The organism is Polynucleobacter sp. UB-Piko-W3 (assembly GCF_018881635.1).
Taxonomy (GTDB): Bacteria; Pseudomonadota; Gammaproteobacteria; order Burkholderiales; family Burkholderiaceae; genus Polynucleobacter.
In genome coordinates, this window is sequence record NZ_JACVPY010000002.1 from 1,101,530 (window position 1) to 1,113,714 (window position 12,185).

General features: G+C 46.5%; 12 protein-coding genes. 5 read left to right on the forward strand and 7 right to left on the reverse strand.

What is annotated here, in order from left to right; all coding sequences use genetic code 11:
* The first annotated feature begins 2 nt into the window (after positions 1-2).
* Positions 3-575: a chorismate lyase gene (locus tag ICN31_RS05960; protein ID WP_216259537.1), complete on the forward strand. Its 573-nt coding sequence runs from the start codon at positions 3-5 to the stop codon at positions 573-575.
* On the opposite strand, the gene ICN31_RS05965 is transcribed toward ICN31_RS05960, so the two are convergent.
* Positions 572-1,396, reverse strand: a complete 825-nt coding sequence (locus ICN31_RS05965; protein WP_216259538.1) for a uroporphyrinogen-III synthase — start codon at positions 1,394-1,396, stop codon at positions 572-574. The two genes, ICN31_RS05960 and ICN31_RS05965, sit on opposite strands and share 4 nt — an antisense overlap.
* A gap of 14 nt (positions 1,397-1,410) precedes the next feature.
* Positions 1,411-2,376, reverse strand: a complete 966-nt coding sequence (hemC, locus tag ICN31_RS05970) for a hydroxymethylbilane synthase (protein ID WP_216259540.1) — start codon at positions 2,374-2,376, stop codon at positions 1,411-1,413.
* Between the two features lie 43 nt (positions 2,377-2,419).
* Between hemC and argH the strand changes: the two genes are divergently transcribed.
* From argH to ICN31_RS05985, 3 genes are read left to right on the forward strand one after another with little or no spacing between them, the layout of a single operon-like run.
* On the forward strand, positions 2,420-3,838 hold the full coding sequence (argH, locus tag ICN31_RS05975; protein WP_216259542.1) for an argininosuccinate lyase: 1,419 nt from the start codon (positions 2,420-2,422) through the stop codon (positions 3,836-3,838).
* Between the two features lie 5 nt (positions 3,839-3,843).
* Positions 3,844-4,395, forward strand: a complete 552-nt coding sequence (locus tag ICN31_RS05980; RefSeq protein WP_216259543.1) for a TRAP transporter small permease subunit — start codon at positions 3,844-3,846, stop codon at positions 4,393-4,395.
* Positions 4,392-5,924: a TRAP transporter large permease subunit gene (locus ICN31_RS05985; RefSeq protein ID WP_216259545.1), complete on the forward strand. Its 1,533-nt coding sequence runs from the start codon at positions 4,392-4,394 to the stop codon at positions 5,922-5,924. Before ICN31_RS05980 ends, ICN31_RS05985 begins: the two co-directional genes overlap by 4 nt.
* Before the next feature lie 20 nt (positions 5,925-5,944).
* Here the strand turns inward: ICN31_RS05985 and ICN31_RS05990 are convergent, their stop codons facing one another.
* The 5 genes from ICN31_RS05990 to ICN31_RS06010 form a co-directional block, all read right to left on the reverse strand.
* Positions 5,945-6,208 (reverse strand): Txe/YoeB family addiction module toxin, encoded by a 264-nt coding sequence (locus ICN31_RS05990; protein WP_216259547.1) that lies wholly within the window; start codon positions 6,206-6,208, stop codon positions 5,945-5,947.
* Entirely contained in the window at positions 6,198-6,455 is a 258-nt protein-coding gene (locus ICN31_RS05995; RefSeq protein ID WP_216259549.1) for a type II toxin-antitoxin system Phd/YefM family antitoxin, read from the reverse strand. The genes ICN31_RS05990 and ICN31_RS05995 overlap by 11 nt, the downstream gene beginning before the upstream one ends.
* 114 nt (positions 6,456-6,569) lie before the next feature.
* On the reverse strand, positions 6,570-8,837 hold the full coding sequence (locus ICN31_RS06000; protein WP_216259551.1) for an arginine/lysine/ornithine decarboxylase: 2,268 nt from the start codon (positions 8,835-8,837) through the stop codon (positions 6,570-6,572).
* Positions 8,838-8,880: 43 nt separating this feature from the next.
* Positions 8,881-9,447 carry a dCTP deaminase gene (dcd, locus tag ICN31_RS06005; RefSeq protein ID WP_216259559.1) on the reverse strand — a complete coding sequence of 189 codons (567 nt, stop codon included), beginning with the start codon at positions 9,445-9,447 and terminating at the stop codon, positions 8,881-8,883.
* 34 nt (positions 9,448-9,481) lie between these two features.
* Positions 9,482-10,348 carry a formate dehydrogenase accessory sulfurtransferase FdhD gene (locus ICN31_RS06010; RefSeq protein ID WP_216259561.1) on the reverse strand — a complete coding sequence of 289 codons (867 nt, stop codon included), beginning with the start codon at positions 10,346-10,348 and terminating at the stop codon, positions 9,482-9,484.
* A gap of 153 nt (positions 10,349-10,501) precedes the next feature.
* On the opposite strand from ICN31_RS06010, the gene metG reads away from it, so the two are divergent.
* On the forward strand, positions 10,502-12,172 hold the full coding sequence (gene metG / locus ICN31_RS06015) for a methionine--tRNA ligase (RefSeq protein WP_216259569.1): 1,671 nt from the start codon (positions 10,502-10,504) through the stop codon (positions 12,170-12,172).
* The last annotated feature ends 13 nt before the right edge of the window (positions 12,173-12,185 follow it).

The following is a 12,185-nucleotide window of genomic DNA, read 5'->3' on the forward strand; positions in this document are numbered from 1 at the left end:
AAATGGCTCACCGAAATCGTCTCCGTTCTTCATGGAATCGAGTCGGTTCTGGTGAAATTCATCGGGCGCCACGAAAGTGGCAGCCTTGGCTTGGCGATACTGGGTCACTCACCCAAAAAATTGAGAACGCACTTGGTCAAAAACTAGAAGTACGGGTTTTGCGCGATTGTCCTCAATCACTCAATAGCGACGAAAGTCGCTATTTCCATTTCAAGATTAGACGCTGCAGGGTGCGTGAAGTACTGTTGTGCGCAAACAATATTCCCATAGTGATGGCACATAGCGTGATTCCGACCTTAAGCTCTAGTGGCAGCAACCATAGTGTTCTGCGCCTAGGTACAAAGCCTTTGGGTGCCGTGTTGTTTGCAAAAACACGAAGATATATCAAAGCAAAACCGCCACGGGATATTGCGCGCCTAGATAAAAGTAGCGCCTTATGGAAACGATGTTCCAAGAATTACAGTGGATTGAGTTCGCCCTTATGGGCTCGACGTACCCTCTATCAACTAAAGGGTCGTCCAATACTAGTCAATGAAATTTTCTTACCCGCTTTACTGAAACTCTCAAAAGCTTAAATCATGAGCCAAGCCAGGCTGGCTTTAATGAGAGCTTCATCGCCAGACTCAGTAGTAAATACCTCACCAAACCCAATTACCTTAGCTGCATCAGCAATATTCTGATGTGGGCATAAGGCACTAGCAGTTTGCAGCCCCTGTGGAAATTGATCCTTCACCACTTGACCCAAATAACGCACTGCTTCGGAAGATGTCAGCAACCAAAGTGATTTTGAGAAATCCATCTCACGAATGACATGCCAAGCGGGATTAGCAAGATCTAAGGGCACGCGAGTGTATACAGAGATCGCTTCTACTATCGCCCCTGCTTGCACTAGCGTATCAGCCAGCCATTCGCGGCCACCCTCACCTTTGAAGATAACAATCTTCTGTTTTTTGAAGTCCCAGCCAAGGCTTTGTAGCTCTTGCCAGAGCCCTTCTGAATCCCATTGTTCATTGTTCTTTGGGATTAATACCGGAGTAGGATTTTTTTCTTGACCAATTCCATGGTTCTGTAACGCCAACTTACTGCTTCCACCCATCACGCCAATCGGAATAATCTTCTTTGAAAATTCTTGCCAATCACGCTCTAGTAAACGCATGACGCATTCAATTGCATTAGGGCTAACAAAGATCGCCAGATCTGCATCTTTTAATGTTGTAGCAATATGATCTGCTAGTGAATGATCCGCTTTGGGAACGATTGTCAGCAAAGGGAGTGAGACTATTTCTGGGAGACTGCGCTTAGCAACCCCACTGCGCTCAATGCTACTCATCAGTACCTCGATGAGCTGACGAGCTTGGCCGCTAGGTCTAGTAACGACGATAGTTTTAGCACTCATCGCTACGATGATTACTATTTAGTAATTTTCGGAATTAAATCTGCTGCGCCCTGTGCTAACAAATCTTTTGCGACCGCAAGCCCTAGTGCCTCAGCATCTTCAATCGACTGTACTTGTGCATTGCCATTGGCTATACAAATCGCTTTGCCATCCACACTTGCTACAAAAGAACGAATTTGCATTTGGCTCTGATCCCATACAGCATGAGCCGCCAAGGGCACTTCGCAGGATCCACCGAGCTGACGAGATACCATTCGCTCTGCAGACACAGAAAACAGAGTGGGCAAATCATTTAAGGGGGCAAGCCATTGTTTGATATTGGGATGCTTGCTTAAAGTCTCAATACCTAAAGCACCTTGACCAGCAGCTGGCGTGTATGGATCATAGGGAAGATAAGCACGAATTCGGCTTTCTAAACCTAAACGCTTTAATCCTGCGGCTGCCAAAATGATGGCTTGATACTCACCACGATCTAACTTACCCATGCGGGTATCCAAATTACCACGCAGAGGATGAATCTCTAAATGTGGGAGTTTTGCTCGCAGTACTGACTCGCGACGCAAGCTCGAAGTTCCTATGATTGCTCCCTTGGGTAAGTCTTCAAGACTTGCATAGTCATTTGAAACAAAGGCATCCCGTGCGTCTTCTCTAGCCATCACACAAGAAAGATCAAATCCCTCTGGCATCACCATCGGCACATCCTTCAGGGAGTGAACTGCCAAATCAGCGCGCCCATCCTCAAGAGCCGTTTCGAGCTCTTTAACAAAAAGGCCTTTACCACCCACTTTAGAGAGGGCTTTATCCAAAATCTGGTCCCCTCGGGTAGTCATACCCAAAATCTGGACATCGCAGTCTGGATAGAGCTTTTTGAGGCAATCCCGGACGTGTTCTGCCTGCCACATGGCTAGGCGACTTTCACGGGAGGCAATAACTAGGCGCTTAGGAGCTGCCAAAGAGGGAGAATTTGTGTTCTGGGACATAGCATTTAAAATAATAAAAGACGTACAACAATATACTGTGTTTATGAGCTCACCCAAAAATTCCTTAGACAACAAAGCCCAAGCTTGGTCGGCCCGTTTTAATGAGCCGGTAGACGAGCTCGTTCAGCGTTATACCGCCTCAATTGGCTTTGATCAGCGCTTTGCAATGGTCGATATTGCCGGCTCCCTGGCCCACGCCCAGATGTTAGCTACCCAAAAGATCATCAGCGCCCAGGATTTAGCGGATATCGAGAAGGGTATGGCGCAGATTAAGAGTGAGATTGAATCTGGCCAATTTGTATGGCAATTGGCACTAGAAGATGTGCACCTCAATATTGAGGCACGCTTAACTGCGCTCGTGGGTGATGCAGGAAAACGTCTGCACACTGGTCGCTCTAGGAATGACCAAGTAGCTACTGATTTACGTCTATGGTTGCGGGCTAGTGTTGATGAAATTGCTATTACTCTTCAAGCTCTGCGCAGCGCACTATTGGATTTAGCAGAAAAGCATGCTGGCACGATCATGCCTGGTCATACTCATTTGCAGGTTGCACAACCCATTACCTTTGGTCATCACTTGATGGCTTATTTTGAAATGTTTAGTCGTGATGCTAGTCGCTTGACTGATTTGCGTGCGCGCTTTAATCGCCTGCCTTTAGGTGCGGCGGCTTTGGCAGGGACTACCTACCCAATTGATCAAGAGCAAGTTGCTAAGACTCTCGGCTTTGATGGTATTTGTAATAACTCCTTAGATGCCGTGTCAGATCGTGACTTTGCGATTGAGTTCTGTGCATTTGCATCGATCTTGATGATGCACGTTTCTCGTCTCTCTGAAGAGCTTGTGCTGTGGCTTAGTCCACGCTTTGGATTTATTGATCTACCAGATCGCTTCTGCACTGGCAGCTCCATCATGCCGCAAAAGAAAAACCCTGATGTTCCAGAATTAGCAAGGGGCAAAACAGGTCGCGTCTATGGCGATCTCATTTCTTTGCTAACACTCATGAAGAGCCAGCCTCTTGCCTATAACAAGGATAACCAAGAAGATAAAGAACCATTGTTTGATGCAGTCGATACTGTGCAAGATACCCTGCGCATCTTTGCTGACATGATTCCTCATATCGAAGTTAAAGCAGATGTCATGAAAGTAGCGGCCCAGGAAGGTTTTTCAACGGCAACTGACTTAGCCGACTACTTAGTTAAAAAAGGCTTGGCATTCCGTGATGCTCATGAAGCTGTTGCTCACGCCGTTAAAGCCTGCGTTGGTAGAAACTGCATGCTAACTGACTTAAGCCTCTCAGAACTGCGTTTTGCTTGTGGTCTTGATAATCGTCCTGAGCTGATTGGTGATGATGTCTTTACCTTGCTAACCGTCGATGGCTCGGTGCAATCACGCCAACATGCTGGAGGCACAGCGCCCTCCCAAGTACTCGCTGCCATCAAACGGGGTCGTGCAGATCTCTAGATCGCATGGGGTTTTGGTCTAAACTTTCCGCGAGTATTGATCGTATAAACCAACTGCTTGGCAAAGCTGCCAGCATCATGATTCTGTTGTCCTGCGTAGTATCGGCAGTCAATGCCTTGCTACGCTATGGCCTAGATATCAGCAACAACTGGCCCTTAGAGCTGCAATGGTATTTATTTAGTGCTGCAGTCATGTTGGGCGCAGCCTACACCCTCAAACGCAATGAGCATGTTCGTGTCGATTTAATTTACTCACGCCTGTCAGATCGGGGTCGTATTTGGGTAGATTTATTCGGCTTGGTTTTGTTCTTGATGCCAGCTTGTATTTTGTTTGCCTCGCTCTCATGGACAACCCTCTTTTATCCGTCCTGGTTAGTCATGGAGCATTCGATGAATTCTGGTGGTCTTGCTCGTTACCCTATTAAGTTTGTTGTGCCCTTTGGCTTCTTCATGCTCAGCTTGCAAGGCGCATCGGAAATCATCAAACGTATTGGCGTACTCACAGGTGAAGGCACACTAGCCGCCGAAGATCTTCATTACGAAAAGCCGATGCAATGATTCCATTAGAGTGGATGCCACCGCTCATGTTTGGCGGCCTGATTGTCTTTATGTTGATTGGCTTCCCAGTTGCATTCTCTCTGATGGCTGCTGCTCTCTTCTTTTCTGCCATCGCCATCAGCGAAGGCTTCTTTGGTATGCCATTTTTGCAAGCTATCCCACAGCGTATCTTTGGGAGCGTACTCGCGAATGACCTGCTTCTGGCAATTCCGTTTTTTACTTTTATGGGCGCCATTCTTGAGCGCTGCGGTCTTGCTGAAGAAATGCTCGACTCTATGGGTCAACTCTTTGGGGGAGTGCGTGGCGGCTTAGGTTACTCAGTCATCATTGTGGGATTTATTCTCGGCGCAATTACTGGCACTGTAGCCGCCCAAGTGATTGCTATGGCAATGATCTCTTTGCCAGTGATGATGCGCTATGGCTACAACATGCGCTACGCCACAGGCGTTTTGGCAGCCTCTGGAACCATTACCCAATTAGTGCCGCCATCGTTAGTTCTGATCGTTTTAGCAGATCAACTCAAGACTCAAAGTGGTAGCGCCGATGTAGGCAGTATGTATCTTGGTGCTTGGGGACCTTCATTACTTCAAATTGGGCTTTTTGCGCTCTACACCTTCTTCCTCTCCCGTATACGTCCAGACTATTTGCCAGCGATGCCAGCAAGTGATATCACCCTCAAGGGCTGGGCGCTCTGGAAAAAATGTCTCCTCGGAATCATCCCGTCTGCGGTGCTGATTTTTTTAGTGCTAGGTACGATCATGACCGGCATCGCCACCCCAACTGAATCTGGTGCTATGGGGGCAATGGGCGCATTACTATTAGCATGGCTACGCAGAGCGAATATTCCCAATCTCAAAGGCTTAATTCAGGAGGCCTATCAAAACACGATGCGCATTACTGCCATGGTGGTCTTTATTCTCATCGGCTCAACCTGCTTCTCAGTCGTATTCCAAGGAGTTGATGGCGGCTTATGGGTTGAGAATCTATTCTCGGAATTGCCTGGTGGCTGGATTGGCTTTCTGATTGCCGTCAATCTCTTAGTATTTTTCTTGGCCTTCTTTTTAGACTTTTTTGAGATTGCCTTCATCATCGTGCCGATGCTCGCACCAGTAGCAGTCAAACTGCTCTCTCCGGTGCTGCTTGACTCCATGAACGGCAATCCACAAGCTGCTGCGAGCGCTGCTCTTGTCTGGTTTGGGGTGATGCTATGTGTCAATATGCAAACCTCATTTATGCATCCACCATTTGGGTTTGCGCTCTTCTACCTGAGAGGGGTGGCACCAAAAGAGGTTAAGAGCAGTGATATCTATTGGGGCGCGCTCCCTTGGGTAGGATTGCAGCTGATTATGGTGGCAGTGGTCATCGCCTTCCCTGCGCTTGTGACAACATTACTAGATAAGCCCGCTGCTATAGTACAGAGTCAGGATTTCAACTTCACCAGCGCAGAAGAATCAAAGCCGGAAGAATCTGTAAATAAGGTGGATGAAGACGCCCCGGTAACATTTCAATTGGATAAGCCGGTTAAATAAGAGCCGCCGAGAACTACTCACTACTCATAGTGGTAACGGCAAGTAATAATGACGAGTTGATCTTTCTCAACCGCATATACAAGTCGATTAACATCATCAATTCGCCTAGACCAACAGCCCGATAGATTTTCTCTTAGCTCTTCGGGCTTGCCGATTCCATCCTCCGGATTTCTTAAGGCATCTTTGATGAGCGTATTGATACGCTTTAAGGTTTTTTTATCTTGTCCTTGCCAATAAACATAATCAGACCATGCGGCATTTGTCCACACTAGCCTACTTAGCATCCACCAAGGCCTTTACTTTTGTTTGCCCTTTACGATATTGAGCCAATGATTTCTCCAAATGTTTTACGTTAGCTGGAGATTTTAATAAATGGAATGTTTCCATCATGCTGTTATAGGTATTTAAAGACATGACCACAGCATCCTCTGCATCTCTACGAGAAATGATTGCGACGTCACAATCGGAAACGACCTGATCAATCACTTGCTTAAACTGATTTCTAGCATCAGAAAAATTGATAACCCTCATCCCGCCCTCCAACATGTTCAATATATTGTACAAGTATAGAGAACTGCGGGATTGTTGGCAAGCAAAAAATATTCCAAAATATGGGGTATTTGGGCTTACAGCATAGATTCTTAATCAGAGGGTGATGTCACGCTCTTGCCTTACGCAATCAACGTAGTATTGACTGCGACCATCTAGATCAGCCTTCACTAGGCCGTGGATATCAGTCTCAAAGCCGGGGAACTTTTCATTAAAGTCTCTTGCGAAGTACAGATAATCCACAATGCGTTTATTGAAACGTTCACCAGGAATCAACAGAGGAATACCTGGCGGGTATGGTGTTACCAACATGGCTGTTACACGCCCTTCTAACTGATCGAGCGGCACCCGATCGACTTCTTTATGAGCCATCTTGGCCCAAGCTTCAGAAGGCATCATGGCTGGAACCATGTCAGAGGTATACATCTCTGTAGTCATGCGAGCCACATTGCGGCCCTTATAGAACTCATGAATCTGCTGACAAATATCTTTTAGGCCAACGCGCTCATAGCGCGGGTGCTTAGCAATAAACTCTGGCAACACTTTCCATAAGGGCGCGTTCTTATCAAAGTGATCCTTAAACTGTTGCAGCTCTGTCACCAGGGTGTTCCAACGACCTTTGGTAATGCCAATGGTAAACATAATGAAGAAGGAATACAGGCCACACTTCTCAACGATCACGCCATGTTCTGCAAGATACTTGGTAACAATACTTGCCGGGATACCCATAGAACCAAAGTTACCCTCAATATCTAATCCTGGAGTAACCACTGTTGCCTTGATCGGGTCCAGCATATTGAAGTCTTTAGCCAATTTGCCAAAGTCATGCCAGCCTGCATTGGGTGCCAACACCCAATCAGAGCGCTCGCCAATACCTTCTTCTGCCAAGTGATCTGGTCCCCAGACCTTAAACCACCAATCGGCACCGAACTTATCATCCACCTCGCGCATAGCACGACGGAAGTCCATTGCTTCAGCAATCGACTCCTCCACCAGAGTAGTGCCACCAGGCGACTCCATCATGGCGGCAGAAACGTCGCAAGAGGCAATAATCGCATACTGCGGGCTCGTAGAGGTATGCATCAGATAGGCTTCATTGAAGCAATCACGATCAAGCTTAGTCTCTTCGGCATCTTGAACTAATACTTGAGAAGCTTGTGACAAACCAGCTAAGAGCTTATGAGTAGATTGAGTTGCAAACATCAAACTCTTCTTGGTGCGCTTACGATCAGAACCAATCGCATGCATATCTTTATAGAAAGGATGGAAAGCAGCGTGGGGCAACCAAGCTTCGTCAAAATGCAAAGAGTCAACCTTGCCATCAAGCATCTCTTTAATCATTTCAACGTTATAGATGATGCCATCGTAAGTGCTTTGAGTCAGCGTCATGACGCGTGGCACCACGTTTTTATTCTTAATGAATGGATTAGCATCAATTTTCTTCTTGATGTTGACCCACTCAAATTCTTCTTTAGGAATCGGCCCAATAATGCCGAGGTGATTGCGGGTTGGCATCAAGAAAATAGGAATCGCGCCCATCATAGTGATGGAGTGAATTACTGATTTATGGCAATTACGATCTACCAACACTACATCGCCAGGAGCAACCGTAGAGTGCCAAACAATTTTGTTAGAGGTAGAGGTGCCATTAGTAACAAAAAATAAATGGTCTGCATTAAAGATGCGGGCAGCGTTGCGCTCACTCTGGAGCACTGGGCCGGTATGGTCTAGTAGTTGACCCAATTCTTCCACGGCATTACAAACGTCAGCACGCAACATATTCTCACCAAAGAATTGATGAAACATTCTGCCTACTGGACTCTTTAAGAAAGCAACGCCGCCAGAATGCCCTGGGCAATGCCAAGAATAAGAACCTTCAGAAGCGTAATTAGTTAGCGCACGGAAGAATGGTGGCGCCAATGAATCGAGATAGACCTTTGCTTCACGAATAATATGACGTGCTACAAACTCTGGAGTGTCTTCATTCATATGAATGAAACCATGCAATTCACGCAAGATGTCATTGGGCATATGACGTGAAGTACGAGTTTCGCCATACAAGAAGATTGGAATATCTTCATTGCGCTTACGTACTTCAGTAATAAAGGCGCGCAAGTTATTTAGAGCAGGAAGATCATGATCCTCGGAATCAGAGTCAAACTCTTCATCATCAATCGAAACGATAAAACTAGATGCACGGGAAGCTTGTTGTGCAAAAGAGGTGAGGTCACCATAACTGGTTAAACCAATCACCTCCATGCCCTCCTGCTCAATGGCTTCAGCGAGATCGCGAATACCCGAACCCGAAATATTTTCGGAGCGAAAGTCCTCATCAATGATGATGATTGGGAAACGAAATTTCATGGCTACCCTTTAGGTTCGCGAACTAGGATTGGAATAAAGGAAATTAAGTCTTAGGCAGGGTCACGCCCCGCTGACCTTGATACTTGCCACCACGATCTTTATAGGACGTGCCGCAAATCTCATCACTCTCAAAAAAGAGAACTTGCGCACATCCCTCACCTGCATAAATCTTTGCAGGCAATGGCGTGGTGTTGGAAAACTCTAAAGTGACATAGCCTTCCCACTCAGGCTCGAATGGAGTGACATTCACAATAATGCCGCAACGAGCATAGGTACTTTTGCCAACGCAAACAGTTAATACGCTGCGTGGAATCTTAAAATATTCAACTGTTCTAGCCAAAGCAAATGAATTCGGCGGAATGATACAAACATCACCCTTAAAATCAACAAAAGATTGATCATCAAAATTCTTGGGGTCAACAATGGTGCTGTTGATGTTTGTAAAGATCTTGAACTCGTCTGCGCAACGAATATCGTAGCCATAGCTTGATGTGCCGTAGCTCACGATTTTGTTGCCAGCAGCGTCCAGGCGAACTTGCCCTGGCTCGAACGGGCTGATCATGCCTTGCTCGCCCATACGGCGGATCCAGTGGTCAGATTTAATAGTCATGGGCGAATTGTAAAACCTTCGCAGCCCTTACCGATCATTTATCGGGTACTGAGCGATAAAAATTAGCTATTTTTGTAAAAATCACTCGCTCAGGGGCGTTATAGATCTCAAAGTGTTTACCGGAGCAACGAGATAGGATGGTGAGGTTAGTTTTACGAGCTAGTTCCAGACCCATGAGTGTGACTCCCGAGCGGGTTAGGAGGAAAGGCACGCCCATCTGGGCTCCCTTAATCACCATCTCGGAAGTGAGGCGCCCAGTAGTGAAGAAGATCAAATCTTGACCGGGTTTATCGGCGAGCCACATCAGACCAGAAATAGAGTCGACTGCATTATGGCGTCCCACATCCTCAATAAAGTGAAGAAGCTTCACCCCATCATTACCCACCCTCTCGAATACAGCACAGGCATGAACTGAGCCAGACCTCTTATAAATCGAGTCGTGAACACGAATGGCATCAATTAGGGCGACGATTGCCTCTTGGGATAATTGGGGTCCATCTGGCAAACGAATCTCGGACATCTCTTCCATGAGGCCGCCAAACATCGTGCCTTGACCACAACCCGTAGTGACCACCCGCTTGCTTGTAAGTGCATCAATATCAACCGTGTTACGGCGAGTCTTAACGGCAGCAGAATCGGTCTCCCAGTCAACCTGGATGCTCTCGATATCTTCCGGAGACTCCACTAGACGCTGATTGCGTAAATAGCCCAGAACTAAGGCTTCGGGAGCGCTGCCTAGGGTCATCAAAGTGACGACCTCACGCTTATCCAGATAAATCGTTAATGAGCGCTCCCCAGGGATGTGGGTAAGCTTTTTCCTGCCCGCCTCATCTAGGACCTCGACCTCGTGTACCAAAGGTACTGAGGCGCTAGACATCTGAATATTGGGCTGAACGGCCATGAAACGCTTTCTGAATCGAGTAGAAATTGAAGTTTATCGAGATTTATGAAGACTTCGCGATGTTTACTTTAACCGCAGACTAAAATCAATGCACAAGCTCGGCATAATTGAGCATTACCCCTAATTTAACCTTCTTATTTAAGTCCGCATTACATGAGTAGCTCCCAGCGTCGCCTTCTTGTCACCTCCGCCTTACCGTATGCCAATGGTCAGATCCATATTGGCCATCTGGTGGAGTATGTGCAAACCGATATTTGGGTACGTTTTCAACGGATGCGTGGCCATGAAGTTCATTATGTTGGCGCCGATGATACCCACGGCACCCCCATCATGTTGCGTGCAGAAAAAGAAGGCATCACTCCAAAGGAGTTAATCGCCAATGTTTGGAAAGAGCATAAGCGTGACTTTGATGACTTCCTTATTTCATTTGATAACTACTACACCACAGATAGCTCAGAGAATGAAAAACTCTCACAAAGCATCTATCTGAAATTACGTGATGCTGGCCTGATTGAAAAGCGTGCGATTGAGCAAGCTTATGACCCAGTCAAAGAGATGTTCTTGCCGGATCGCTTCATCAAAGGCGAGTGCCCTAAGTGCGGCGCAAAAGATCAATATGGCGATAACTGTGAAAAATGTGGTGCCACCTATTCACCTACTGATCTGAAAAATCCTTTCTCAGTAGTCAGCGGTGCGACCCCTATTAAAAAGATTTCTGATCACTATTTCTTTAAATTATCGGACCCACGTTGCGAGGCATTTTTGCGCGACTGGACTCAAGTAAAAACACCTCTTCAGCCTGAGGCCCGCAACAAGATGAAAGAGTGGGTTGGCCAGCCAGGCGAAAGCAAGCTGGGTGACTGGGATATCTCTCGTGATGCTCCTTATTTCGGCTTTGAGATTCCTGATGCCCCAGGTAAGTACTTCTATGTCTGGCTTGATGCCCCAATTGGTTACTACGCCAGCTTCCTCAACTACTGTCAGACCAAAGGCCTGAACTTTGATGAGTGGGTCAAACCAGATACGACTACTGAGCAATATCATTTCATTGGTAAAGATATTTTGTATTTCCATACCCTCTTTTGGCCAGCTACTTTGCAATTTGCAGGCTATCGCACACCAACCAATGTATTTGCTCATGGTTTCTTAACCGTTGATGGCGAGAAGATGAGTAAGTCACGCGGCACCTTAATTTCTGCCAACAGCGTCATTGAGTGCGGCTTTAATCCGGAATGGTTCCGCTATTACTTTGCTACGAAGCTTAATGACAGCATGGAAGATTTGGATTTAAATCTACAAGACTTTGTTGCGCGAGTGAATAGTGATTTATTGGGCAAGTACATCAATATTGCAAGTCGCAGCGCAGGGTTCTTAGTAAAGCGTTTTGGTGGCGTGGTATCTGATGAAGCCATGAACAATCCCCTGCTCAAAGAAATTGCTACCTCTAGTGAAAAAATTGCAGCGCTTTATGAAGCACGCGAATATGCAAAAGCATTACGTACGATCATGGAGCTCGCTGACAAGGTCAATGCTTTCGTAGATGAAAACAAGCCATGGGAAATTGCCAAAGATTTGGCTCGAGAAGCAGACTTGCAGCAAGTTTGTAGCGTTACCTTAGAATCTTTCCGCATGCTCAGCCTTTATCTCAAGCCGGTGATTCCACAAGTTGCTGAAGGTGTAGAAGAGTTTCTTTCCCTCCCTCCACAATCTTGGGGTGATATCAGCACCCCGCTTTCTAGCAAGAATCCAATCAAGGCCTATCAGCATCTGATGACCCGGGTGGAAGCGCCTCAAATTGAGGCTTTGCTAGTGGCAAACTTGTAAAAATAGCCTTAAA